At 49.7% G+C, this 26,056-nt stretch carries 25 protein-coding genes; 23 read left to right on the top strand and 2 right to left on the bottom strand.

The features are described from left to right. Nucleotides 1-5: 5 nt before the first annotated feature. The 14 genes from EBS36_01775 to EBS36_01710 all read left to right on the top strand — a co-directional run bounded on the left by EBS36_01775 (nt 6) and on the right by EBS36_01710 (nt 13,331). Nucleotides 6-620: a CDP-alcohol phosphatidyltransferase family protein gene (locus EBS36_01775; protein ID NBU31889.1), complete on the top strand. Its 615-nt coding sequence runs from the start codon at nt 6-8 to the stop codon at nt 618-620. After that, on the top strand, nt 617-1,519 hold the full coding sequence (locus EBS36_01770) for a phosphatidylinositol mannoside acyltransferase (GenBank protein NBU31888.1): 903 nt from the start codon (nt 617-619) through the stop codon (nt 1,517-1,519). The genes EBS36_01775 and EBS36_01770 overlap by 4 nt, the downstream gene beginning before the upstream one ends. Nucleotides 1,520-1,521: 2 nt before the next feature. After that, the gene (locus tag EBS36_01765) at nt 1,522-2,712 is read left to right on the top strand and encodes a glycosyltransferase family 1 protein (protein ID NBU31887.1); all 1,191 of its coding nucleotides are present in this window, start codon (nt 1,522-1,524) and stop codon (nt 2,710-2,712) included. Continuing rightward, complete coding sequence (locus EBS36_01760) at nt 2,709-3,251, top strand: hypothetical protein (GenBank protein ID NBU31886.1); 543 nt, start codon at nt 2,709-2,711, stop codon at nt 3,249-3,251. Before EBS36_01765 ends, EBS36_01760 begins: the two co-directional genes overlap by 4 nt. Before the next feature lie 54 nt (nt 3,252-3,305). Further along, nucleotides 3,306-4,202 carry a pyridoxal 5'-phosphate synthase lyase subunit PdxS gene (gene pdxS / locus EBS36_01755; GenBank protein NBU31885.1) on the top strand — a complete coding sequence of 299 codons (897 nt, stop codon included), beginning with the start codon at nt 3,306-3,308 and terminating at the stop codon, nt 4,200-4,202. After that, nucleotides 4,202-4,810, top strand: coding sequence for a pyridoxal 5'-phosphate synthase glutaminase subunit PdxT (pdxT, locus tag EBS36_01750; protein NBU31884.1), 609 nt, complete (start codon nt 4,202-4,204; stop codon nt 4,808-4,810). Before pdxS ends, pdxT begins: the two co-directional genes overlap by 1 nt. After that, on the top strand, nt 4,807-5,559 hold the full coding sequence (locus EBS36_01745) for a YebC/PmpR family DNA-binding transcriptional regulator (GenBank protein ID NBU31883.1): 753 nt from the start codon (nt 4,807-4,809) through the stop codon (nt 5,557-5,559). The genes pdxT and EBS36_01745 overlap by 4 nt, the downstream gene beginning before the upstream one ends. 70 nt (nt 5,560-5,629) lie before the next feature. Continuing rightward, nucleotides 5,630-6,151 carry a crossover junction endodeoxyribonuclease RuvC gene (gene ruvC, locus EBS36_01740; protein NBU31882.1) on the top strand — a complete coding sequence of 174 codons (522 nt, stop codon included), beginning with the start codon at nt 5,630-5,632 and terminating at the stop codon, nt 6,149-6,151. After that, nucleotides 6,148-6,735, top strand: a complete 588-nt coding sequence (gene ruvA, locus EBS36_01735) for a Holliday junction branch migration protein RuvA (protein ID NBU31881.1) — start codon at nt 6,148-6,150, stop codon at nt 6,733-6,735. The genes ruvC and ruvA overlap by 4 nt, the downstream gene beginning before the upstream one ends. Then, a complete protein-coding gene (ruvB, locus tag EBS36_01730; protein ID NBU31880.1) occupies nt 6,732-7,748 on the top strand; it encodes a Holliday junction branch migration DNA helicase RuvB in 1,017 nt (338 codons plus the stop codon). The genes ruvA and ruvB overlap by 4 nt, the downstream gene beginning before the upstream one ends. 105 nt (nt 7,749-7,853) lie before the next feature. Further along, complete coding sequence (gene secD, locus EBS36_01725; GenBank protein NBU31879.1) at nt 7,854-9,431, top strand: protein translocase subunit SecD; 1,578 nt, start codon at nt 7,854-7,856, stop codon at nt 9,429-9,431. Beyond that, nucleotides 9,431-10,513 (top strand): protein translocase subunit SecF, encoded by a 1,083-nt coding sequence (gene secF / locus EBS36_01720; GenBank protein NBU31878.1) that lies wholly within the window; start codon nt 9,431-9,433, stop codon nt 10,511-10,513. Before secD ends, secF begins: the two co-directional genes overlap by 1 nt. 2 nt (nt 10,514-10,515) lie before the next feature. Then, nucleotides 10,516-11,046, top strand: a complete 531-nt coding sequence (locus EBS36_01715) for an adenine phosphoribosyltransferase (protein ID NBU31877.1) — start codon at nt 10,516-10,518, stop codon at nt 11,044-11,046. Nucleotides 11,047-11,099: 53 nt separating this feature from the next. Further along, nucleotides 11,100-13,331 carry a bifunctional (p)ppGpp synthetase/guanosine-3',5'-bis(diphosphate) 3'-pyrophosphohydrolase gene (locus tag EBS36_01710; protein ID NBU31876.1) on the top strand — a complete coding sequence of 744 codons (2,232 nt, stop codon included), beginning with the start codon at nt 11,100-11,102 and terminating at the stop codon, nt 13,329-13,331. A 1-nt stretch (nt 13,332) separates the two neighbouring features. Here EBS36_01710 and EBS36_01705 read toward each other — a convergent pair whose 3' ends face one another. Together EBS36_01705 and EBS36_01700 are read right to left on the bottom strand one after the other, a co-directional pair. Further along, complete coding sequence (locus EBS36_01705; protein ID NBU31875.1) at nt 13,333-14,562, bottom strand: DUF349 domain-containing protein; 1,230 nt, start codon at nt 14,560-14,562, stop codon at nt 13,333-13,335. Nucleotides 14,563-14,601: 39 nt separating this feature from the next. Continuing rightward, complete coding sequence (locus EBS36_01700; protein ID NBU31874.1) at nt 14,602-15,387, bottom strand: peptidylprolyl isomerase; 786 nt, start codon at nt 15,385-15,387, stop codon at nt 14,602-14,604. Between the two features lie 80 nt (nt 15,388-15,467). On the opposite strand from EBS36_01700, the gene EBS36_01695 reads away from it, so the two are divergent. Genes EBS36_01695 through EBS36_01655 form a run of 9 tightly spaced genes read left to right on the top strand, consistent with a single transcriptional unit; the run spans nt 15,468 to nt 26,055 of the window. After that, nucleotides 15,468-16,157 carry an MBL fold metallo-hydrolase gene (locus EBS36_01695; GenBank protein ID NBU31873.1) on the top strand — a complete coding sequence of 230 codons (690 nt, stop codon included), beginning with the start codon at nt 15,468-15,470 and terminating at the stop codon, nt 16,155-16,157. Next, the gene (locus tag EBS36_01690; GenBank protein NBU31872.1) at nt 16,154-17,416 is read left to right on the top strand and encodes a histidine--tRNA ligase; all 1,263 of its coding nucleotides are present in this window, start codon (nt 16,154-16,156) and stop codon (nt 17,414-17,416) included. The genes EBS36_01695 and EBS36_01690 overlap by 4 nt, the downstream gene beginning before the upstream one ends. A gap of 11 nt (nt 17,417-17,427) precedes the next feature. Then, the gene (aspS, locus tag EBS36_01685) at nt 17,428-19,167 is read left to right on the top strand and encodes an aspartate--tRNA ligase (GenBank protein ID NBU31871.1); all 1,740 of its coding nucleotides are present in this window, start codon (nt 17,428-17,430) and stop codon (nt 19,165-19,167) included. A 57-nt stretch (nt 19,168-19,224) separates the two neighbouring features. Next, nucleotides 19,225-20,487, top strand: coding sequence for a replication-associated recombination protein A (locus EBS36_01680; GenBank protein ID NBU31870.1), 1,263 nt, complete (start codon nt 19,225-19,227; stop codon nt 20,485-20,487). 59 nt (nt 20,488-20,546) lie between these two features. Further along, nucleotides 20,547-23,207: an alanine--tRNA ligase gene (locus EBS36_01675; GenBank protein NBU31869.1), complete on the top strand. Its 2,661-nt coding sequence runs from the start codon at nt 20,547-20,549 to the stop codon at nt 23,205-23,207. Next, nucleotides 23,200-23,673, top strand: a complete 474-nt coding sequence (ruvX, locus tag EBS36_01670; GenBank protein ID NBU31868.1) for a Holliday junction resolvase RuvX — start codon at nt 23,200-23,202, stop codon at nt 23,671-23,673. Before EBS36_01675 ends, ruvX begins: the two co-directional genes overlap by 8 nt. 19 nt (nt 23,674-23,692) lie before the next feature. After that, nucleotides 23,693-24,757: an endolytic transglycosylase MltG gene (gene mltG, locus EBS36_01665; protein NBU31867.1), complete on the top strand. Its 1,065-nt coding sequence runs from the start codon at nt 23,693-23,695 to the stop codon at nt 24,755-24,757. A gap of 1 nt (nt 24,758) precedes the next feature. Then, nucleotides 24,759-25,550, top strand: coding sequence for a shikimate dehydrogenase (locus tag EBS36_01660; GenBank protein NBU31866.1), 792 nt, complete (start codon nt 24,759-24,761; stop codon nt 25,548-25,550). A gap of 28 nt (nt 25,551-25,578) precedes the next feature. Continuing rightward, complete coding sequence (locus EBS36_01655) at nt 25,579-26,055, top strand: hypothetical protein (GenBank protein NBU31865.1); 477 nt, start codon at nt 25,579-25,581, stop codon at nt 26,053-26,055. Nucleotide 26,056 lies beyond the last annotated feature (1 nt).

Raw genomic sequence — 26,056 nt, 5'->3', positions numbered from 1 at the left:
CAAGGATGAACCCATTGCTTGATAACGCATCAGCGCGCCAAGCGCTTAGCCGAATAGTAACTCCGGTAGCGAAATCATTGATTGCACTGAGAGTAACTGCAGATGCTGTTACCTGCTGCGCAGCGTTGGCCACAATTGGGGTAGCGACACTGCTGGTTCCGCAAGGAAAGTTCCTGATAGCCAGCATCTTGATTGGTGCGCTATCGCTAGGCGACCTGCTTGATGGCACTATTGCCAGATTGACGAATTCGGCAGGCAAGTGGGGAGCATTTCTGGACTCCACATTAGATCGAATCGTGGATGCGGCAGTTTTGATTTCGATTTGTACCTACTTCCTGACAAGTACAGGACAAAACAAATCAGCTTTCATTGCCGCATCAATCTCGCTTTTGATGGGGCAAATGACTTCTTACATTCGCGCTCGGGCAGAGGCCCTGGGCAAGACATGCAAAGTTGGCTTGGCTGAGCGTGCAGAACGCACGCTTGTTGTTTGGTTTGGCCTGTTAATCAGCGGATTAGGCCTTTTCTGTTTGGACTATGCTATGTATTTCTTGGCAGCTATCACCTCGTATACGGTAATTCAGCGAGTAGTACATGTCCGAAAGCAAATTCAGTCATGAAACTTGGCTCCAAGATCACAGCGCTAGGTTTCTGGGCCGGCTGGGCATTTTTATGGCTCATTCCCGAACCAATTGTTGCTTGGGCCTTCAAGGTTTCTGCCGACCTTTGCTGGCGACTAAAATTTCGCGGGGTACGCCAATTAGAACTCAATTTATCTCGCGTGCTAAATCTTCCAGCATCTAGTACGCAGATTCGTGCACTTTCAAGAAACGGTATGCGCAGATATCTTCGTTACTACTATGAAATTTTCCTACTTACCCGCTGGTCACGAGATGAGATAAGGTCTCGCGTTCGAGTAGAAAATGATGATGCGGTTATTGAAGCTCTGAAATCTGGTGGTGTTATTCTCACCTTGCCACACTCAGGCAACTGGGACCTGGCTGGAGCATGGGCGGCGCTGAACTACAGCAAAGTCGCAACTGTGGCCGAACGTCTAAAACCTGAGTTGGTCTTTAGAAAATTTCTAGAGATGCGAACGGCATTAGGAATGAACATATTGCCACTTACCGGCGAAGCGGGCATCTACGAATTTTTACGATCAGAAGTAGTTGCTGGACATGTTGTTCCACTATTAGGCGATCGTGATGTTGCAAAGAATGGAATGGGGAATCAGTTTTTTGGCGCACGCGCAACCTTGCCTATCGGTGCGGCGGTGCTAGCGATTGACACTGGGCGACCACTCTTTACCTGTTCTACCTGGTATGACGGGCAGATGCTAGTGATAACTTTTGACGAACAAGTGTCGGTTTCCAACGCCCAGGTTACTGGCCGTGACCGCTTGAAACTGGCACAGCAAGTTTCAGCAGAGGTTGCCAGCAGATTTGAGCAACACATTTCTGCTCATCCCGAAGACTGGCACATGTTGCAGCCGGTCTGGGCAGATTTGGTGGTTGATTAATTATGCGAGTAGGAATCGTCTGCCCATATGCTTGGGATATTCCAGGTGGGGTTTCAGCTCATGTGCATGACTTAGCGAACGCATTAATCCGAAAAGGCCATTTCGTGAGCGTGATAGCACCCGCGGAGAATGACGAGAATTTACCCTTCTTTGTTGTCTCTACCGGCAAGCCCCGAGCAGTCAGGTACAACGGTTCTGTTGCTCGACTCAGTTTCGGCCCGATTGTGGCGCGACGGGTGAGCAAATGGATTGAACAAGGCCAGTTTGATGTGTTGCATGTACATGAACCGTTAGCGCCAAGCGTTTCAGTCTTAGCTTGCTGGGCCGCTAAGGGCCCCATAGTTGCCACATGGCATTCCAGCATGGACCGGTCGCGGGTGATACTTAGCCTGGCAAAGATTGCACAGACTGTGATGGAAAAGGTTTCAGCCCGAATTGCAGTAAGTCCGGCAGCGAAACAGACCATGTTGGAGCATCTCGGTGGAGATGCTGTGATCATTCCAAATGGCGTTGATGTTGCGGCATTTGCAGGAGCCAAGCCCCTTCCGGATTGGCAGGACGATAGTCCAGCTCTCGTATTCTTTGGGCGGGTGGATGAGCCTCGAAAAGGTCTAGAAGTGCTGATACGCGCCTTTCCCATCATCCGCCGTGAATATGCGAATCTGCGACTGTTAATTGCCGGACCAGGTGATTGTGATGACCTCTTTGATGAACTTGATCCTGTTGATCGGCAGGCCATAACAAAAATTGGTTTAGTTGATGATGAAACAAAACCCGATGTCTACGCCTCTGGCGATATTTATGTTGCCCCAAATACAGGTGGGGAATCATTTGGAATTGTGCTTCTTGAGGCTATGGCATCCGGCACTCCAGTTGTCGCCAGTAATCTATCGGCCTTCGCTCGGGTATTAAAAGATGGCGAATGTGGCAAGTTGTTTGAAAACGAGGACAGCGCAGATCTATCCAGGATAGTAATTGCATTGCTGGGCGATAAAGTCGAACAGGATAGATTACGGACAGCTGGCTACAAGAATGTAATTGATTTTGATTGGGATACTGTCGCCGAGGAAGTTTTAGAAGTTTACAAATCTGTCACAGTCCCTGGCCTGACGGTCGAGCCTGACATGGCAGGGCAGATGCTGGGCCGCCTGGGTAGATTTAGAATCACCCCCGAGAAGGAGTCTGATTTATGAGTTGGAACTCCTGGGAAAGTTACCTTATCCTGCTACTAATCATTTGGTATCTGTCACACCAGGCGGGTCGATTAGATCGACTGCACCATCGCATCGAAGTCACCGAAGCGGCACTGGATGGACATTTAGGCCGTCGTGCCGGCATAGTCGCCGAACTCTCTGCCTCAAACATGATTGATCCGGTAACAAGTGCAGTGCTTGCTCAGGCTGCGCATGATGCATTAGCCGTTGAACCGCATGAGATTACCCAGCGGCTCGATATCGAGAATGAGTTAACAGAGGTCTTGCTAGCAAGTTTGAGTGACGAAGATGAAGTTACCGAGTGGCTAACCGACAAGCCGACGGCACTGTTGATTTCTGAATTATCGAATGTTTGTGCTCGAATTCAAATGAGCAGAACTTTTCATTCGGAGGCTGTCTCCGATTGTCTGAAAATTCGAAATCAGTGGCTAGTTCGGATTTTCCGACTCGCCGGATATGCGCAACTTCCTACCGTTCTGGCTCTAGACACTCGGATGCCGTCCGCGCTGTCCGATTAGCGCTTAATTACCATTTCAGTAGAATTAGACCAATCCCAATTCCAAGAAGGAATCATGACAAACGACTCAGTGATAACTGGAACATCGAAAGTAAAGCGCGGTATGGCTGACATGCTCAAAGGCGGCGTCATCATGGACGTCGTGGATGCCGAGCAGGCTAAAATTGCTGAGGATTCTGGTGCGGTAGCTGTCATGGCACTAGAGCGAGTGCCCGCCGATATTCGGGCCCAAGGCGGCGTAGCCAGAATGAGCGATCCGGATATGATCCAGGGGATTATTGATGCGGTTTCTATTCCAGTGATGGCAAAATCTCGAATCGGTCACTTTGTTGAGGCCCAAGTTCTAGAGAGCTTAGGCGTGGACTACATCGATGAATCAGAGGTCTTGACGCCCGCCGATTACACACATCACATTGATAAATGGAACTTCACCGTTCCCTTTGTTTGTGGTGCTACAAATTTGGGTGAGGCACTGCGCCGAATAACTGAGGGGGCAGCCATGATTCGGTCTAAAGGTGAAGCAGGCACTGGCGATGTCTCTAACGCAACTACACACATGCGATCAATCCGCGGCGAAATTAAACGCCTGTCTTCAATGAGCCACGATGAACTATATGTGGCTGCTAAAGAATTGCAGGCCCCGTATGACTTAGTAGTTGAGGTGGCTAAGAAGGGTGCGCTACCCGTAGTGCTGTTTACTGCGGGAGGAATTGCAACTCCAGCCGATGCAGCCATGATGATGCAGTTGGGTGCTGATGGAGTGTTTGTTGGCTCAGGCATATTCAAGTCAGGCGATCCAGCAAAGCGCGCACAGGCGATTGTGCAGGCCACTATGCATTTTGACGACCCAAAGATTGTTGCCCAAGCGAGTCGTGGCCTTGGTGAAGCCATGGTTGGAATCAATGTTGCTGACATCCCAGTTCCACATCGGTTAGCCGAGCGCGGCTGGTAATGTCGCCGATCCCAAGAGTTGGGGTTCTTGCAATTCAGGGAGATGTGCGAGAACACATCGGTCACCTAACTGCAGCCGGCGCTATTTGTGTAACAGTGCGGTCACCGGCGGATTTAGAAAGTCTTGATGGTCTGGTCATTCCTGGCGGTGAGTCAACCACCATGAGTATTTTGGCCAAAAAAAATAACCTATTTCCAAAACTACGCGAGTTGTCCACGCAAATTCCGATGTATGGTTCGTGTGCTGGTCTAATCATGCTAGCTAATTCGATAACAGACGGTCGACCTGATCAAGAGACGATAGGCGGATTGGACATTACAGCAGCTCGAAACGCTTTTGGCCGGCAGGTAGATTCATTCGAAATTGATTTGCAAATCCCAGAAATAGGCGCTGCACCCTTTCGTGCAGTTTTTATCCGTGCACCCCTAGTAGTCACAGCTGGGCCAGGGGTTGAGATTCTTGCGAAAATCCCCAAAGAAACTTTCGGTGACAGCCAGGATCGGATTGTTGCTGTTCGACAAGGTAATCTATTAGCGACTTCATTTCACCCAGAAATAGTCCCGGACTTAAGAGTCCACAAGTACTTCCTAGAAATGGTGAGATCATGAGTGGCCATTCCAAGTGGGCGACCACGAAGCATAAAAAAGCAGTTATCGATGCCCGCAGGGGCAAGCTGTTCGCAAAGTTGATCAAGAACATCGAGGTTGCTGCGCGAACTGGCGGCGGAGATGCCGCCGCTAATCCAACGCTTTATGATGCGATTCAAAAAGCGAAAAAAAGTTCCGTCCCCAATGACAACATAGATCGGGCAGTTAAGCGCGGATCAGGTCAGGAAGCTGGGGGCGCTGATTATCAGACGATTATTTACGAAGGTTATGGACCTAGTGGCGTTGCCTTGCTTGTTGAATGCCTCACCGATAACCGTAATCGGGCTGCTTCTGAGGTTCGGGTCGCTATGACTCGAAACGGGGGTAGCATGGCCGACCCGGGATCAGTTTCCTATCTGTTCAACCGAAAAGGGGTTGTGATTGTTGGTGACGGTTCGGGAACCGAAGATGACATTCTGACCGCAGTATTGGACGCTGGTGCCCAAGAAGTAAATGACCTAGGCGGTCCATTTGAGGTCATAAGTGAAGCAACTGATGTGGTAAAAGTGCGTACCGCTTTGCAAGAGGCCGGAATTGATTATGAATCCGCTGAAGCTACTTTTTTACCCAGTGTCAGCGTTCCACTGGATTTAGAGGGCGCAAAGAAGGTTTTCAAGCTTATTGAAGCACTTGAAGATAGTGACGAAGTGCAGAATGTATGGGCGAATTTCGACATTTCAGACGAAATAATGGCGCAACTCGACGAATGATCGCGTCAATGTCTGGTTTTTTGCCAAATCTCCTCTAGAATTTCGAACAAATGTTCGGATTGAGGTAACGATGCGAATTATGGGTGTAGACCCTGGCTTAACACGCTGTGGACTGGGTGTGGTTGAACTGGCTAGTCGCGTCCCTAATTTTGTTGGGGTTGAGGTAGTTCGTACTTCAAATCTCGACCAATTGCCGGGGCGGCTTCAACAGCTCGACTACGCGTTCACCGCGCTGCTAGACAAATATCAACCGGAAGTTATAGCAGTGGAGCGCGTTTTCAGTCAGCATAATGTCCGCTCTGCAATGGACACAGCATCAGCTAGTGCTGTCGTGATGCTGGCAGCGGCAAAACGAGGCATTCCCGTAGCCGTCTATACGCCAACTGAGGTAAAGGCAGCAGTTTCGGGTAATGGTCGTGCAGATAAGGCTCAAGTGACATCAATGGTCACCCGAATTTTAAAACTGGACGAGCCACCAAAACCCGCTGACGCAGCGGATGCGCTAGCACTTGCTATTTGCCACGCCTGGCGCGGAATCGGACAGATGCGTGTCGCAAAAGCTATCGCTGCTCAAAGGAGTGCCCTGTCATGATCGCAAGTGTATCTGGGACAGTTTTAGACCGAAGATTAGATTCAGTCATAGTCAACATTGGTGGCGTTGGGATGCAGGTTATGGCTGCTCCTGATGTCGTTTCTAGCGCTAGAGTTGGCGAGCCAATTTCGCTACATACCTCATTGGTGGTGCGAGAAGAGTCATTAACTCTGTTCGGTTTTAGTTCAAATGAAAGTAGAGAGCTGTTTGAACTCATACAAGGCGTGTCGGGTTTTGGCCCGCGGCTAGCCTTTACAATTTTGAGCTTCCTAACTGCCGAACAATTGCGCACGGCTATCTCCTCGGGCGATACCGCAACTTTAACTAAAACCCCGGGTGTAGGCGCAAAGGGAGCTTCTCGGTTAGTACTTGAATTGAGGGATCGAGTAGCTAGTACGGGGCTGTCATCGAGTGAGATCGCACCTTGGGAAGCTCAAATCGAGCAAGCGCTAGGTGGCTTAGGTTGGCCGAGTCGAGATGTGCAGTCCGTTATCACGACTTTGCGCGGTGATAGTTCGTCCGCTGGACTTCCCATCGCCGAATTGCTCAAAAACGCTCTGCAAATTCTTGGACGAAGCAAGTGAACGAACAATTGAGTGCCGCACAGACTTCTGCCGATGATGCCACAAACGACTCGGCTCTTCGACCCAATTCGCTGTCGGAGTTTGTCGGCCAGCAGCGAGTGAAAGACCAACTAGGACTTGTGCTGCACGCGGCTAAAGGCAGAGGCGCAAGTGCAGATCATGTTTTGTTTGCTGGACCCCCTGGATTGGGAAAAACAACCTTGGCGATGATTATGGCCAGTGAAATGCAAGCTCCACTGCGTATTACGAGCGGTCCATCGATTCAACATGCAGGAGATTTGGCCAGCATTCTTTCTAGTTTGCAATCCGGAGAGGTTCTCTTTATTGATGAGATACATCGAGTGGCTCGTTCCGCGCAGGAGTTGCTGTATCTGGCGATGGAAGATTTTCGAGTGGATGTAATGGTCGGCAAAGGGCCGGGGGCCACATCAATCCCGATTGATTTACCCCCATTTACTTTAGCCGGTGCCACGACAAGGGCCGGACTCTTGCCGGCACCACTTCGCGACCGATTTGGTTTCACTGCGCAACTGGACTTTTATGACTCTGCAGATCTTGAGCAGATAATCGCCCGCTCCGCAGCCAAGTTAGACATCGCTATTTCACCAGCGGCCAGCGCCGAACTTGCCCGTCGTTCTAGGGGGACACCACGAATTGCAAATCGGCTACTGCGGCGAGCCCGGGATTTCAACCAGGTGCACTCAACAGGTGAAGTTGATTTAGCCACCTCTATTGCTGCGTTAAATCTGTACGAAGTCGACGACTCCGGTCTCGATCGGTTGGATAGATCTGTCTTACTGTGTCTTATCGATAAGTTCGGCGGAGGACCGGCTGGATTAAGCACTCTGGCCATCACCGTCGGGGAGGAAGCGGAGACCATCGAGACTGTGTGTGAACCGTTTCTCGTGCGCCAGGGGCTGTTAACTCGCACCACGCGGGGTCGGGTAGCGACACCTGCAGCTTATGCATTATTCGGCCGTTCTTTTCCACCAAATCAAGGCCTATTCGAATAGGCGCTATCCCTAGTCGCACTAGGCAGTAACTGACTTATCCACTAATCTAGGACAGTATGCCTACCGCATCTGCGATTAGGTGACTTCCGAGAAGAAAGCACACTTGTGGCAAAGCATTATCAACCAAGAAAGTCTCTGCTGGCATTAACGCTCATCACGGTCCTGCTTGGACTCGGTGCTTATGTTGCTGGTGATTCCCATGTTCCAAAATTAGGTCTAGATTTGCGCGGCGGTACGCAGGTAATCATGGCTCCAATCGGAGATGGTGGAAAGCCGGTAACCGCTGACCAGCTAGATCAAACTGTCCGAATTATTAGGCAGCGAGTTGACGGATTCGGTGTAGCTGAGTCACAAGTGACCACTCAAGGCTCTGGCGCTAATGCAAAAATCGTCGTAAGCATTCCCGGAGTAACCAGCAGTGAAGTAGTCGATCAGCTCAAAAACACCGCCAAACTTAATTTCCGACAAGTCTTGGCAGTTGCGCCAGGCACAAACCAAACAGCGCCTGAACCAAGTCTTTCGCCAGGCGCTTCCGCAAAGCCAACTAAGAAGCCCAAACCGACTCCTAGTGTTCCGGCAAGTTGGCTAAAACAGCCGATCCAATTTAGTGACCCTAACGATGCGCGTTCAGTAAAAATCTTCCAAGCATTGGATTGTGCAAGTTTTGCAGCAAACTCCTCAAACACCGCTGATAATGAATCTCAGTATCTCATCACTTGCTCTGATGATCAGGCCGGAAAGTACTTGTTAGCGCCAGCTGAACTCTCTGGAACGGACATCAAGAATGCAACTGCTGGTTTACCTGCCCAGGGTGCCGGCGGATACGAAATCTCGCTGAACATGACTACAGCGGGAGCGTCGAAATTTGCGGACATCACCAAGCGCTTATCCGGCGAGAAAGAGCCGATGAATCAATTCGGCATTGTCCTTGATGGCAAAGTAATTAGTGCACCGCGAGTCAATGAGGCAATCCTTGGCGGCAACGCCGTAATCACGGGAAACTTTACCGCCCAAACCTCAAAGCTTCTTGCCCAGCAACTTAAATACGGTGCATTGCCCGTCTCCCTAAACATTGACGAGAAGTCACAAATTTCACCAACACTGGGTAACGACCAATTGCACGCAGCTTTACTTGCAGGTGGATTTGGTTTGCTTTTGGTCATCATCTATCTATTCGTTTATTACCGAGTACTTGGCTTAGTAGCAATAGCAAGTTTGCTTGGAGCTGCGGCTTGGTTGTACTTGAGCTTTATTCTCTTGGGCGATCAGATCGGTTTCACTTTGACCTTGGCCGGAACGGCTGGTGCGATTGTCGCAATTGGTATTACAGCTGACTCTTTCGTGGTCTACTTTGAACGAATTCGGGATGAATTGCGCGAGGGGAAACGGTTGCGCTCTGCAGTTGATCAGGGTTGGTTGCGCGCCAGACGCACAATTTTGGCGGCTGACTTTGTTTCGTTGTTGGCTGCTGTGATTCTCTACTACTTGTCAGTTGGTAGCGTCCGTGGTTTTGCCTTCACCTTGGGTTTGACTACCGTAATTGATGTCTTCATTGCGATTCTCTTCACACGACCATTGGTAAGTGTTATCGCCAACAGTAATTGGATGAATAGGGGTTCAGCTATGACTGGTGTTTCGCCTAAGCGACTTGGGGCTCCAGAGCAGACAGAGGTGAGCGCATAATGTCAAAACTTGGCGATTTAGGTAATCGGCTCTACCGAGGGGAAGTCTCTTACGATTTCGTCGGCAGAAGGCGGGTTTGGTACATCGTTTCCGCAGTTTTCCTTACACTTTCCATCGGAACTTTATCCGTTGCTGGACTTAATTTAGGCATCGAGTTCAAAGGTGGTGCACAGTACACAGTTCAGGTGCCAAATGCTGCAACTTCAGATGTCACCACGGCGCGCAAGGCGGTAGAAGACGCCGGATCAGTAGCGGCTTCAGTGACAATTGTTGGTCAGGACAAATTGCGAGTCCAGACACCATCCTTAACATCGGAAGAATCAACAAAGGTAACAAATAGCTTGGCTGCAGCCTTTAAGACTGAGCAAAGTAAAGTTACCTCGCAGATGGTGGGGCCAACTTGGGGGGCTGAGGTCTCCAAGAATGCAGCCCGTGCTCTAGTAGTTTTTCTAATTTTGGTAGCACTGTTTTTGTCATTCTATTTTGAGTGGCCGATGGCGATTGCTGCTCTGACTGCACTAGTCCACGACGTTCTAATCACGGTTGGCGTTTATGCCTTAGTCGGTTTTGAAGTGACTCCTGCCACTGTAATTGGCTTTCTAACGATTCTGGGCTATTCGCTTTATGACACTGTCGTAGTTTTTGACAAAGTTCGAGAAAACACCAGTGGTATTTTGTCCGGCAGTCGTATGACTTATCGAGAAGCAGCCAATCTGGCTCTTAACCAAACTCTGGTGCGAAGTATTAATACTTCGATCGTTGCTTTGCTTCCGGTGTTTTCAATCCTGTTCATTGGAATTACCCAACTAGGACCTGGAACACTCAACGACCTTGCTTTGTCATTATTTGTCGGCATGCTAGTCGGTACCTACTCATCGATCTTCATAGCGACTCCATTCCTAGTTCAAATCAAGGAGCGCAATCCTGCGGTTCAAGCCCAAGCCAACCGTGTCGAATCTCGCCGCAAGAACACCGGAGGCGAGTCTGGACCAGCAGTGCTTGTCGAGAGCACTAGGGGAGTTGTCAGTGGCCCGCGCCAACAGAGAGTTAAGCGAACTCGGTCTTCCCGCTCTGGCAAGTAGCTATGGATAGCCAACGCGCTCGTTCGACGATTGTTGAAATCGCCGATTATCCTGAGCCTGGAATCATTTTCAAAGATGTCACTCCGGTTTTTGCTGATGCACAGGCTTTCGCTTTTGTCGTAAATGCCATGGCAACCGAATTCAAATCAGCAGACATTACCGCTGTTGTCGGAATAGAGGCCAGGGGTTTCATACTCGGTGGCGCCTTAGCCCATCTCATGCAGGTCGGCTTCGTGCCTGTTAGGAAGCTGGGCAAACTACCTCGTCAGACATATCGCGCAGATTATGTACTTGAGTACGGCAGCGACGCTATTGAAATCCACACTGACTCCCTGTCCAGCGCAGATCGAGTGCTGATTGTTGACGATGTCTTAGCAACGGGCGGAACTGTAAACGCGACAATCAATGTCATCGAACAAACAGGTGCTACAGTCGTCGGTTTTGCGGTATTACTGAATTTGGACTTTTTAGGTGGAGCAAGTCGCATTTGCGCCGACCATCCTGAGGTGCGGTTAATCTCGGTGCTCGATTAAGGATTCGTTCAGCATCGCTATTCCAAAGCGTAGAATGAACCCAGGAGGAGCCGATGCCAAACAGTGGGGCAGTAAGTGAATCACTCGAGTTAGCCGTTGCCGCCTATTCAGGCGAGAACTGGGCGCCCCCTGCCAATTTATTGTCGGTAATTGACAGCCTGTTAGCCTTTCATCCGGCGTCCTCAACCGAGCGAATTTACAAGGGCTACCAATACGCTGCCTACTTTCATCGGGAGCAGAGTCGACGATCTGGGGATTCATACATAACTCATCCTGTGGCTGTTGCAGGCATCCTTGCTGATTTAGGCATGACCGAGCCGACGATTATCGCCGCTCTCCTTCACGACACTGTCGAAGATACCGCCTATTCACTGGTGCAGCTTGAACAGGATTTCGGTTCAGAAGTTGCTGGGCTAGTTGACGGTGTAACCAAATTAGACAAAGTAAAGTTTGGCAACGCATCGGCCGCAGAAACAGTCCGAAAAATGGTTGTGGCAATGGCCCGAGACATTCGCGTGCTGGTTATCAAACTTACAGACCGCCTACACAACATGCGCACACTTAGCTACTTACCAGCGGAGAAGCAAGAGCAAAAAGCGAGAGAGACGCTTGAAATTTACGCTCCACTAGCGCACAGGCTCGGCATGAATGCCATCAAATGGGAATTAGAGGATCTTTCGTTCGCAACTCTCTATCCAAAGATGTTTGATGAGATTGTGCGTTTAGTAGACCAACAGGCGCCGGCCCGAGACGAATTTCTCAATAAGTTGATTGCCGAAGTTCAAGTCGATCTCAAGGAAGCAGGATTAGAGACTGAAGTTTCCGGGCGCCCGAAACACTACTACAGCGTCTATCAAAAAATGATTGTTCGTGGCCGTGACTTTCAGGACATTTATGATCTCACGGGTGTACGAATTCTGGTTGATTCTATACAGGATTGTTATGCCACACTAGGTGTGGTTCACAATCACTGGAATCCAGTTCCAGGCCGCTTCAAAGATTACATTGCGATGCCCAAATTCACGATGTATCAGTCGTTACACACCACAGTTATCGGCCCAGGTGGTAAGCCAGTCGAATTTCAAATTCGCACCCATGAAATGCATCGCGCTGCTGAATACGGCGTGGCCTCGCACTGGCGATACAAGCAGAATCAAGTAGCGGGGAAATCTGGACCAGATGATCTTGGCTGGGTTCGCCAACTGCTTGATTGGCAGCGCGAAACTGAAGATCCAGGAGAATTTCTAGATTCACTGCGCGAGGACCTTGGCGTTTCAGAGGTTTATGTTTTCACGCCTAAAGGCGAAGTTTTGGCACTTCCAAAGGGGAGTACACCCATTGACTTTGCATATTCAGTCCACACTGAGGTTGGCAATCGGTGCGTTGGCGCTCGCATTAACGGCAAACTTGCACCATTGGATACCGCTCTATCCAATGGCGACACTGTTGAAGTAATTACTAACAAAAGTGACAGCGCCGGACCGAGCCGAGACTGGCTCAATATCGCGGTCAGTGCCAGGGCAAAGTCGAAGATTAAGTCTTGGTTCAGTAAAGAGCGCCGCGAGGAGGCTATAGAGTCGGGCAAAGACCAAATAGCCCGCGCGATGAAAAAGCAAGGTGTCCCGCTGCGCCTACTGACCAATAGTATGCTCGCTTCACTTGCGGCCGACGGACATTATTCCGATGTGAGCTCGCTTTATGCCGCAGTGGGTGAAGGCCACTTAGGTGCGCAAACTGTCGTCACTCGTTTGTTGCAAGCTCATGGTGGCGAAGAGGGGTTGATTGAAGAAACTTCTGAACTGATCACTCCAGGTGAATCGCCGACCAGAAGAGCATCCAAATCGGAGCCAGGCGTAACTGTCATTGGGGCTGCCGATACCTGGGTGAAGCTTGCACGTTGCTGCACACCAGTACCTGGTGACGAAGTTTTCGGTTTTGTCACCAGGGGATCAGGCGTGAGCGTCCATCGGACAGATTGTGTGAACGCAGGATCACTTCAATTGCAAGCTGAACGCATAGTTGAAGTGAAGTGGACTCCAGGTAAGGGCAGTGTTTATTTAGTCAACATCCAAGTAGAGGCACTCGACAGGTCTCGTTTATTGTCAGATGTCACTAAGGCCCTCTCAGACCAACATGTAAACATTCTGAACGCTTCTGTTACTACAACTCGGGATCGAGTTGCAATTAGTCGTTTTACCTTTGAAATGGCTGATCCATCGCATTTGAACCAGGTGTTACGCGCAGTGCGTGGTATTGATGGCGTTTTCGATGTTTATCGGGTGTGAGTTACCCAAATTGCGCAGCACCGGCTCGAGCCGCTTCAAGTAAGGAGGCGGTCTGCTCCCTGGTCACACTTAGTTTTGCAACTTCGGCATCTTTGCCAGCGGCTTGGGCAGCTGCAATCTGTTTATCGAGCTTTTCAAGTGAACTTTCGAATGAGGAAACGATGCCATTTGCCCTCTGAACTACTTCAGGATTGGTTTTGTGCCAATGTTCCTCTTGTAGCTTTCGAACTGCATTTTCAACGGCTTTGAGCCGGCGTTCAATCTTTTCTTTTGCGTCGCGCGGTACGTGTCCAGCCTTTTCCCACTGTTCCTGGATTGCGCGAAGGGACTTCTTAGCGGCTTCTAAATCATGTATTGGTAACAACGCTTCAGCTTTTTCAAGTAAAGCTTCCTTTGCTGCCAAATTCGCTACGTATTCCTCATCTTTAGTTGCGTCGTGCGCAGATTTAGCGGCAAAGAACCGATCTTGTAATTCTTTGAACTCTTGCCAAAGTTTGTCTTCCTTGGCCTTGGCGGCACGAGGTAGGGCTTTCCACTCGCTCATGAGTCGTTTCAAAGTATTAGCTGTCGACACCCATTCTGTGCTATCCACAACCGCAGCAGCTTTCTTGATGATCTCCTGTTTTGCGGCGACCGCCTCAGCCCGCACGGCGGTTAATTGCTCAAAATGTGCCTTTCGGGCTTTATCAAAAGTGGATCTGGCCTTGCGGAAACGAGCCCAAAGTTCCTGTTCTACAGCTTTCTCTGCGTGCGGCAACGCCTTCCATTCATCGAGCAATTCTTGAAATTTTTCCGTTGTAGCCTTCCAGGACTTTGAGTCCGTTAGCTTCTCAGCCAGTTCAACAACAGCCGTGCGCTTTTCCATGCCTTCAGCCCGCAGTTGCGCCTTTCGCTCGGCATTCGCGATACGGCGCTTTTCTAGTAGCGAATCTATCTGTGTTTTTGCAGTTCGAAGATGATTGAGATCACCGATCAAGTTAGGTGAGTCAACAGCCGCTTGGATTCGATCAGTTACCGCACTGATACCGTCAGTTGAGCCTTTTCCCTCCTGCAGGCGCGCGATGGTCAATTCAACATCGGTTAGTAAGTCGGTGTAACGCTTGGTGAAAAAGGCGAAGGCTTCTTCAGCAGTCCCATCTGGAAATGAGCCGACCTTGATAGGGCCAGATTCGGAGTTAATGAACGCGTTCTTCTCGCTATCAACGTATCCAAAATCATTAGATGTTGTCATGCCAATACCTTACCTGTATGCGCGCTAGCGCTGACTAGATTATCGAGCAAAAGCTTGTTCAATAACGATGTTTGCATTTGGTTTACCATCTTTTTTACCGTCGGCTACTCCGGCAGCAGCCACACGATCAACTACAGATAGCCCCGATGTGACTCGACCCCAAACTGTGTAGTTCGCAGGTAGTGGACTGTTTTGGTAAACAATAAAGAATTGGCTTCCGTTGGTATTAGGCCCACTATTGGCCATAGCCAGCGTTCCCCGTGGGTAAATGTAAGTGCCACTGCTGTCTGCCTTTGGCAGATTCTCATCAGCAAAGCTGAATCCTGGGGTACCCGATCCCGTGCCAGACGGATCGCCGCACTGCAAAACATAGATGCCACTAGTCGTGAGTCGATGACAGGCTGTTTTAGTGAAGTAAGCAGCCGTAGCTAAATTGCTCATCACCTTGTTTGTGGTCGGTGCATTTTGATCTAATTCAATGTCGATTACTCCGCAGTTTGTGGTCAGCCTCAAATTTTTACGCAAATTTCCGCTCGTAGGTGCCGACGGAAATTGTCGAGGTTTAGTCTGCAGATCAGAAACTGGTTTACATCTAGCGGCAGCAACTGCGCTATTAGACGCAGCCGGCGTTGCAGATACGACCGGCTTGGCAACAGGCTTTGCGTCTGGCCGAGCCACGATGAAATAGCCAACTGTCGCTAGGACCAAAACGCCTGCTAGCACTGCGCGCTTGATAACACTTTCACGCTGGGCTCTTTCTTGGCGACGCGCCTGCTGGCGTTCCCACTTGGCTCTAGCCAGTTCTTTTTCTCGTTTATTCGACATGGTTCATTATTCTATGCCCATTTGGCAAAGAAAAAACTCGCGATACCCTTATCTAATTGTTGTATTTAGAGGGGACTTCAATGCTGATAAGCACCTTTCCCGCGGGTGACTGGCAGACAAACTGCTATATCGTCGCACCATCAGCAAACGCCGAATGCATCATCATTGACCCCGGCTATGAATGTGTTGGGCAGGTTGCTGATGTCATCGCCAAACACAAACTGAAACCCGTAGCCACCTTATTAACTCATGGTCACATAGATCACATGTGGTCCGTCTATCCCCTAAGCACTGGTTACGATATCGCGGCTTACATACATGAATCGGACCGACACCTGCTGTCAGATCCATATTCGGGCATTTCTCCAGAGACTGTAATGATGCTGAAAGCTTCACTTTCGATTGACTTAGAGTTTGTTGAACCCAGCAAAGTTGTCGTCTTCGATAAAGAAACGACCGTTTCGCTGGCTGGAATCGAATTCGAACTTCTTCCAGCCCCTGGTCACACGCAAGGATCAACAATCTTCAAGATTTGTGATGAGGTAACAACAGTATTCTCTGGCGATGTCCTATTTGCCGGAGCGATTGGTCGAACTGATTTGCCTGGTGGTTCGCAGGTAGCCATGAGCGAAACGCTTAGAGATGTAGTGCTACCCCTGCCCGATGATGCACGGGTATTGCCAGGACATGGCCCTGAGACAACAATGGCCATTGAGCGAGTCACTAACCCTTTTTTGCTAAGAATTGCACAAGGATTGGATGCAGTATGAGTGACTTATTCAAAGCTCCGAAAGGAACGTACGACGTCGTTGCGCCGTTTTCCAAACTGTGGCTTGAAGTGAAGCGGGCGTTGAGTGAATCAGCGATCCTTTCCGGATTTGATTACATTGAGACTCCGATTTTCGAAGACACCGCGCTTTTTGTCCGCGGCGTTGGCCAAAGCACCGATGTGGTAAACAAAGAAATGTACACATTTGATGATCGCTCAGGGCGCAGCTTGTCACTTCGGCCAGAGGGAACGGCGGGTGTACTTCGAGCCATTTTGGAAAATCGACTAGACAAAGGCCCACTGCCAGTAAAAGTTTGGTATTCGGGTCCAAATTTCCGCTACGAACAACCGCAATCTGGTCGCTACCGGCAGCATACTCAAGTTGGCGTTGAGGCAATTGGAAGTGCTGATCCATTGTTAGACGCGCAGATAATTTGGATGGCCCAGTACGGACCACGGTCATTACTTGGACTGAAGAAGCTACGCGTCCTAGTTAATACACTTGGATGCAGCAAGTGCAGGCCTGAGTATCGAAAATTACTGCAAATTTTCCTGGCCAAAGTGAATTTGGATGAAAGCACCAAGAGCCGGGCTGCATTAAACCCGCTTCGCGTACTTGATGATAAGCGTGAAGAAGTGCAGGCACAGTTAGGGCAAGCGCCGTTGCCTGGCGACCATTTGTGTGACGATTGCTCCACACATCATCAAAGTGTCTTGCACTACCTTGATGTACTTGGGGTTAGTTACGAATCAGCGCCGAAGTTGGTCAGAGGACTGGACTACTACGAGCGCACAACCTTTGAATTAGTACACGACGGATTAGGTGCACAGTCCGCTATCGGTGGTGGCGGACGATACGACCGGCTCATTGAGACTCTGGGCGGTAGCGCGCAACCAGGAATCGGCTACGGACTTGGTGTCGATCGCACCTGTTTGGCAGTACAGTCTGAAAACGAAAATTGGTCTAGCAATAATAAGCGTGGCTGTTATTTGATTGCGTTAGATCCCTCTGCAACCGATGCAGTTGTGAAGCTATGCGTGCACCTGCAAAAGCAGGGAATAGCCGCAGAAATTGCCTTGGACGGAAGAAGTATCAAAGCTGCCATGAAGGGCGCTGATCGTTCCGGCGCACGATATGCCTTAATCATCGGGCAGGATGAACTAATTGCTGGTGTAGTAACGATCAAAGACCTGGACAGCGGGGAGCAATCCAGCATTGCTTTAGACTTGGTACCTCAACATCTGAGCTCAATTCGCTAAGAAGGATTATCATGCTTCGCACCCACGAATGTGGAACACTCCAAGAACAAGACTCTGGAATTCAGGTAACGCTAACAGGCTGGGTTGCTAAGCGTCGAGATCATGGTGGAATCGCTTTTCTAGATTTGCGAGATTCATCGGGAACAGTTCAGGTAGTCGTTAATGACGAAGCTGTGGCCAGCGAATTACGAGCGGAGTTTTGTTTAAAGATTTCTGGCTCAGTCAGAGTTCGACCTGCAGGGAACGAAAATTTAGACATCCCAACAGGCGCGATAGAGGTAGTCGCTGACGAGGTAATTGTACTTAGCAAGAGTGCTCCCTTACCTTTTCCAATCGATGACTCAGTCAACGTTGGCGATGAGACAAGGTTCAAGTATCGCTATTTAGATTTGCGACGTCCATCGGCAGCTAACGCCTTACGCGTTCGCAGCGAGATGGGTCGCCTAGCAAGGGCAATCCTTGATGAACAGAGATTTCTGGAGATCGAAACACCGACTCTAACTCGCTCCACCCCTGAAGGAGCTCGCGATTTCCTTGTTCCAGTGAGATTGCAACCAGGCCACTGGTATGCACTGCCGCAGAGTCCGCAGCTTTTCAAACAACTTCTGATGGTTGGTGGCCTTGAACGCTATTACCAAATAGCGAGGTGTTACCGCGATGAGGATTTTCGTGCGGATCGCCAACCGGAATTCACTCAATTAGATATTGAAATGAGTTTCGTCGAACAAGACGATGTACTACAGGTTGGCGAAGCTATCGTCCGCGCTCTCTGGCAGGGGATTCTAGGACACCAAATCGGTGAGATACCCAGAATGACATACTTCGAGGCCATGCGACGTTTTGGCTCAGATAAGCCCGACCTGAGATTTAATCTCGAACTTATAGATTGCACTGAATACTTTGCCAATACGGCATTCCGTGTATTCCAAGCACAGCACATTGGTGCAGTTCTGATGCCAGGCGGTGCCGACCAGCCAAGGCGGACCTTTGACGCGTGGCAAGAATGGGCAAAACAGCGTGGAGCCAAAGGCTTGGCTTACGTTACTTTTGAAGCCGATGGTTCTTTAGGCGGCCCGGTTGCTAAAAATCTCTCCGAAGCAGAGCGCGAAGGACTTGCCGCACACACAGGCGCAAAATCCGGAGACTGCGTATTTTTTGCTGCTGGACCAAAATCAGAAGCTTTGGCCCTATTGGGGGCGGTACGACTTGAGGTCGGCAACCGTTGCGGCTTGATAAATGAGGACGAATGGTCCTTTTTATGGGTAGTCGATGCGCCAATGTTTGAACGCACCGACGACGGTGGCTGGACAGCAGTTCATCATCCGTTTACTTCACCGAATGACGAGTGGCTGGACAATTTTGAAACGGCTCCAGATCAAGCGCTTGCCTGGGCATACGACATTGTCTGCAATGGAAATGAAATTGGCGGTGGCTCAATCCGCATCCACCAGCATGACGTGCAGCAAAGAGTTTTCCAGTTACTCGGACTAAGTCCAGAGCAGGCCCAGGAGAAGTTTGGCTTCCTGCTCGATGCCTTTGCATTTGGTCCACCACCACACGGAGGTATTGCATTTGGCTGGGATCGTATTTGCATGCTTTTGACTGGTTCAACAAGTCTTCGCGATGTCATTGCATTTCCAAAAACTGGAGCAGGGTTTGATCCATTGACAAGTGCACCGACTCCAATTACTTCACAGCAACGAACTGAAGCGGGCATTGATGTTGATCCATTCGCCGAAGAAGTAAAGTAACCAAGTTTGACATCGTTGTTCAGCGCCGGTGAGCCGACTGCACCATTAGCCGCTCGAATGCGGCCAGACTCCCTTGATGAAGTTGTCGGACAGCAGCATTTACTGGGATCGCATAGCCCATTGCGTCGGTTGCTGGAACATCCCGAATCTACTGGTACCTCAGTAATTTTGTGGGGTCCACCTGGAACCGGTAAAACAACTTTAGCCGGTTTGGTAGCTAAGGCTGGCGGCGCTTCGTTCATCGAATTATCCGCAATAACTGCCGGCATTAAAGAAATTCGTGAGGCTATCGATAAAGCCAAAACCGATCGGAATTTCACCGGAAGTACAACTGTGCTTTTCATAGATGAAGTTCATCGCTTCAGCAAAACTCAGCAGGATGCCTTGCTCCCTGCTGTGGAAAATGGATGGATCACGCTGATTGCAGCAACTACCGAGAACCCATCTTTTAGTGTGGTTGCACCACTGCTTTCTAGATCCTTAGTTTTTGCGGTTACTGGGCTAGCAGATTCAGATGTCCTTCAACTGCTAGACCGAGCTCTAGCGAGTGACAAAGGGTTCTCAGGAGCCTTGACCTTATCAGAATTAGCTCGGGACAACATTGTTCGCCTTGCTGGGGGAGATGCCCGCCGAGCCTTAACTATATTGGAAGCTTGTGCTGCCAAAGCCCTTGGCGAACAGCGTGTTGAAATTCTGCCAGAGGATGTTGCCAGTGCGTCTGCACAAAACATAGTTCGGTACGACAAAGACGGTACCCAGCATTACGACGTAATTAGCGCTTTCATCAAAAGTGTCAGAGGTTCAGATGTTGATGCTGCGCTACATTACTTAGCCAGAATGCTAGAGGCTGGAGAAGATCCAAGATTCATTGCTCGCAGGTTGATGATCTTGGCAAGCGAGGACGTTGGTTTGGCAGATAATTCATTGCTTCCGCTCGCTAGTGCCGCAGCGCAAACTGTAGCCCTGATCGGTATGCCCGAAGCTCGCATAACTTTGGCACATGTGACAATCGCAATAGCCCTAGCACCGAAATCCAATAGCGCATATTTAGCCATCAATGCGGCCTTGGCAGACGTCCAATCTGGCAACATAGGGGAAGTTCCTTCAGCACTTCGCGGCAGCCATTACTCCAAATTAGCTGAATCGGGGCAGATAGAGCCTTACCTCTACCCGCACGACCTGGATTCGGGAATAGCTACCGCTCAATATTTGCCCGAAGCGATTTCTCAGCGACGCTACTACCACCCAACCAAGCGCGGTGACGAGACTCGGCTGTCGACAGTCTGGCAGAAGATTCGCACAATCCTCGGGCGCAAGTAGGCATGGCCAGGCTAATTGGCTAGGGTTTAGGTAAAGCCAAATCACTCGAAGGGGAAGTTGTGGAATCCGCTAACATCCGTCAACGGTTTTTAGATTATTTTGCAAATAACGGCCACACTGTTGTCCCAAGTGCGAGTTTGATTCTAGATGATCCGACACTTCTGTTTATTAATGCTGGCATGGTTCCATTCAAGCCATATTTCCTTGGCGAGGCAACGCCACCTTATGCAAGGGCCGCAAGTGTCCAGAAGTGCGTCCGCACCTTAGATATTGATGAGGTTGGAAAAACCACACGGCACGCTTCATTCTTCCAAATGTGCGGAAACTTTTCCTTTGGTGACTACTTCAAAGCAGATGCAATCAGATTCGCCTGGGAATTATTGACGAAATCGCAGACCGATGGTGGTTATGGATTTCCTGAGGACAAACTCTGGGTAACGGTTTATCTTGACGACGACGAAAGTGCCGAGATTTGGCACAAACAGATAGGGATTCCCCTCGAGCGGATTCAGCGCCGCGACATGGCAGACAACTTCTGGTCCATGGGTGTACCTGGACCATGCGGTCCGTGTTCTGAAATTTACTACGATCGTGGTCCCGAGCATGGTCGTGATGGTGGACCGATTGCCGACGAGTCAAGATATCTAGAGATTTGGAATCTTGTCTTCATGCAGTTTGAGCGCGGAGATGGACCAGGCAAAGAAGGGTACCCAATTCTCGGGGAACTTCCGGCCAAGAACATTGACACAGGCATGGGTCTTGAGCGCATGGCAGCGCTATTGCAAAACGTGGATAACATCTACGAAATAGACACCACAAAGATCACTCTCGATCGGGCAAGTGCACTAAGCGGTCAGCCGTATGGCAGAGATGTTAAGTCAGATATCGCATTGCGAGTGGTTGCTGACCACACGCGCACTTGTGCATTCATGATTGCTGACGGTGTTTTACCGGGCAATGAAGGAAGAGGTTATGTTCTGCGCCGGATTCTTCGTCGAGTTGTGCGCAACATGCGTCTACTAGGTTGTGGTGATCCTGCTATGGGCGATTTAATGGATGCAACCATTCTTTCCATGTCAACTCAGTACCCAGAACTAGCGGCCGATCGCACTCGACTGGTTGCCGTTGCCGTCGCTGAGGAAGAATCCTTCCTGCAGACGCTTGAGCGTGGAACATCAATGTTTGATGTAGCGGTTAAAGAATTAAAAGCAACCGGGAATGCGAAACTATCCGGCGACTCTGCTTTTGCCCTGCATGATACTTTCGGCTTCCCAATCGATTTGACGCTTGAGATGGCCAGTGAACAGGGCATCAGTGTTGACGAAGATGGCTTCCGCCGCCTGATGCAAGAGCAAAGATCTCGAGCCAAGGCCGATGCGCAAGCACGCAAGAGCGGTGTTGCCCCCGTTACTTTGTATCGAGAGATCATGAACTCAGCGGGCACCACGGAATTTACCGGATACAGCGAAACTGAAACCGAAACGAAAATCGCCGGGATCATCGTAGACGGCACGGATGTAAAGGGCGCCAGTGCTGGTCAGGAAGTTGAAGTGGTGTTGTCACGCACCTCTTTCTACGCTGAAGGCGGCGGTCAACTTGGTGATCATGGAAAAATCATTTTGGCCGACGGTACTACAGTCGAAATCAACGATGTCCAGACTCCTGTGCCTGGTTTATTTGTACATAGAGGCAGAGTATTGAGCGGTACAGTCTCGGTTGGTGCAGCGGCAATGTCTGAAGTCGATGTACCGCGCAGGTTGGCGATTTCGCGTGCTCACACTGCGACTCACATGGTACACAAAGCTTTCCGTGAAGCTCTTGGAGAAACTGCAACTCAAATGGGTTCAGAGAATGCTCCCGGCCGGTTCCGCTTTGATTTCCCGAGCAGTGGACCAGTTCCCGCCTCGGTTTTGGCGGATGTCGAAGCGCGAGTGAATGAAATACTGATTCAAGATCTGAAGATCAGCGCCGAATACATGACGCAAGCGCAGGCACGTGACTCTGGAGCCATGGCCTTATTCGGCGAGAAGTACGGCGACCAAGTGCGGGTAGTAAGCGTTGGCGATTGGGCGCGAGAACTTTGCGGCGGAACACACACCACCGCTACGGGTCAGCTTGGCTTAGTTACTTTCTTGTCCGAAAGTTCGATTGGCGCTGGTGTTAGGCGAGTCGAGGCACTGGTTGGCTCAGACGCTTATCGTTTTCTGGCTCGCGAACACCATCTCGTTAACCAACTCACAGAGATCATGAAATCTCGCCCAGAGGAGTTAGTAGATCGCGTCGGTCAAACTCTGGAAAGATTGCGAACTGCTGAACGGGAAATCGCTAAGGCACGAAAGCAGGCATTGCTAGGCGACCTCGCTGGACTTGTCGGCCCGCCAACCAGAATTGGCGACACTAATCTGTATCGGTTTACTGCCCCAGTTGGAACGGAGCCTACTGAATTGCGTGACCTTGTTACCTCAGCAAAGGGTGAGCTCAAGACAAATAACAACATCCTGGTAGCAGCTTGCATCAGCGCGGATAAAGTTTCATTCGTAGTAGCAACAGACAACGCTGCTCGAACAAGTGGACTGTCGGCGAAATCTATTGCAAATAAGGTTCTGCCGTTCGTCTCGGGCAGAGGCGGGGGGAATGCTGAGATGGCTCAGGGAGCAGGACCCAGCCTTGAAAATCTAGAGTTAGCGTTCGAGAGCCTTTCAGCAGGTCTGCTTGACTAAGTTGCCCGAGTCTGGGGTCCGAATCTCATTAGATTTCGGGCAAGTAAGAATTGGGGTAGCGCGCTGCGATTCGCACCAATTACTAGCGGTTCCGGTCACTACGCTGCAAAATTCTGAAGACGTTTTTGCACAGATTGAGCAGCTACTGATTGATTTTGACCCCTCTGCCATATACCTTGGCCTGCCAGTTAACCTCTTGGGTGCAGACACGATGGCGACTCAATCAGTGCGTAAATTCGGTGCTGACTTAAAAGTGCATCTTGCACAACAAAGTGTTTCAATACCAATTCAACTAGTCGATGAGCGCCTATCAACTGCCAGTGCTCAGGCTCTTGCGAGAAACGGCGGGAAAACCATCAAGGAAAGCAGAGGCTTTATTGACCAAGCGGCAGCGGTGGAAATCTTGGAACTAGCTCTAGCCATAGAGCGGCGTACAGGATCCCTTGCTGGCACTCAAGTCCACTAGCACCAAGTAACCTAGAAAAATGAACTCAAAGGAAAGCGTTCCATCGAAAGCCAAGAAGTCTACTTTGCTTGGCGTTTTCACAATTGCTGGAATTTTTCTAGTTCTAGGACTCTGGGTCATTAAAGGCGTGTTACCTCCAGCTGACTATCGCGGCTCAGGCGAGCAAATAACAAAAATCAAGATTGCGAAGGGCCAAACGGTCAGCCAAATCGCAAACATTCTAAAGGCACAGGGCGTGATTTCCTCAGTTGACCGCTTTGTCGGATTATGTGCAGATACTGACACTTGTAGTCAATTGCAGCCTGGTATTTACCGGATTCGGACTAAGTTGCCAGTTGCAGCAGCATTGTCGGCGTTATTTGATCCAACTAATCGTATTTACTCGGGGTTGTTAATTCGTGAAGGATTAAGAAATTCGGAAATTATTAGTCTGCTCTCACAAGAAACTAAAATCCCCGAGAGTGAATTTGTGGTGGCATTAAAATCACCACAAAAAGTAGGTCTACCAACTTGGGCTCATGGAAATGCTGAGGGGTTTTTGTTTCCGGCCACCTACGACTTCCCAGCGGCTGCCACCGCATCGCAGATTCTACGAATCATGATTCAAAAAGCTTGTGTCGAGTACGACTCCGTGGGCTTGCCGATACATGCAAAGAAGCTCGGACTTACGCCACATCAATTACTCACAGTTGCCTCGATTTTGCAGGCAGAGTCTCACCCGCGAGATTATTCGAAAGTGGCTCGGGTTATCTTAAATCGGTTGGCAGCGCCTATGAGATTGCAAATGGATTCGACCGTTGCTTATGGCTTGAATAAAAAGAAAGTGATTTTGTCGGATCGCGAATTGACTACTGCTACGCCGTACAACACGTACCTCAATGATGGACTTCCGCCTGGTCCGATCAATAATCCAGGCGTTCAGGCTATTGAATCAGCAGCAAAGCCGGCTAACGGAGATTGGCTGTATTTCATAACAACAAACCTAGATACTCAGGAAACAAAGTTCACCTCCTCGTATCTCGAATTCCTACGATTTAAAGATGAGTTCCTAAATTTCTGCAGTGCGAATCAGGGGGCTTGTTGAGATGAAAGCTGCCGTGCTGGGCAAGCCAATTTTGCACTCACTTTCACCTGCAATTCATACTGCCGGCTACCAAGCTCAGAATCTGCCGCATACGTACTCAGCGATAGAGATTGCAGAGAACGAGTTGGCTGCGTTTGTTTCTAATTGCGACGAACAGTGGCTAGGACTGTCCCTGACAATGCCACTGAAAGTAGCTGCATTCTCAGTCGCTGAAGAGTTGACACCACTGGTTCAATTAACCGGATCGATAAACACTCTTGTATTTGCTGATCAAATTGTCGCTTACAACACTGATGTGTACGGAATAGTGCGTGCCTGTCAGGAAAGTGAAATAGGAGCGGCAAAAACTTGTTCCATTTTAGGTTCCGGTGCGACTGCAAGGTCTGCCATAGTGGCAGCACATGAACTAGGGGTGCAACAAATTCACCTTGTTGCTCGGAATCCTGAGGCAATCTTGGTCTGCGATGAGATTGCCACAGAACTGGGGATAACTTTTCAGGCAACGAGCGCTGACAATGCACAATGTTGGGAAAGTGACTTGGTCATTAACACTACGCCAGCAGGAGTTGCAGATACTTACCTGAAACCCGAACTTACGGTTTCAGGACTCTTGCTTGACGTGGTCTATCGACCTTGGCCAACAGTCATCAGTAGTCAATGGGAAGATGCAGGGGGGCGTTCGTGTCCAGGCCATCTCATGTTGCTCCATCAAGCAGTCGCACAATACGAACTCTTTACCGGTCAAAGCGCGCCACTGAAAGCAATGCGCGCTGCACTAGAGGCGTCGCTCTAAAACTTCCCCTTTTTGCAGGGTCGTTCAAATGATCTCCATCATTGAGTTCGCACCGTTTTACATCTTTGTGGTGCTTGGCGCTTTACTGAGTTGGGTAGATGTTAAAACACATCGATTGCCCAATCAAGCAAATTTTATCTTGGCCACCCTGGTGCTACTCATTGAAATGGGTTGGGCCGTGATTTCTAATCAGTGGGTGCGAGTTCTAAGTACCTTTCAAGTTCTTGCCTACATCATCTGCATTTTCTGCACTCTGTACCTGCTAAGTAGAGGCCAATTAGGGATGGGTGATGTCAAATTTGCGATTGCTTGCGCTTTGATTATTGGCTGGTACTGTTCACAAAACTGGCTAGTTATAGTTTGGCTTATGTTTTCTCTAGCGGGACTATTTTCGGCTGGCTTGCTCGTTCTAGGCAGGTTAAATCGTAAAACTGCAATTGCCTTTGGACCCTTCATGTACCTTGCAGTCGTCATCGGAGTCGGCTACTCCTTATTCAGTGTCTGAT

This window comes from Actinomycetota bacterium (genome assembly GCA_009923495.1).
In the GTDB taxonomy this organism is placed as follows: Bacteria; Actinomycetota; Actinomycetes; order S36-B12; family UBA5976; genus UBA5976.
The sequence above is the reverse complement of the archived record's forward strand: the minus strand, read 5'-3'. Positions and strand labels throughout refer to the sequence as shown.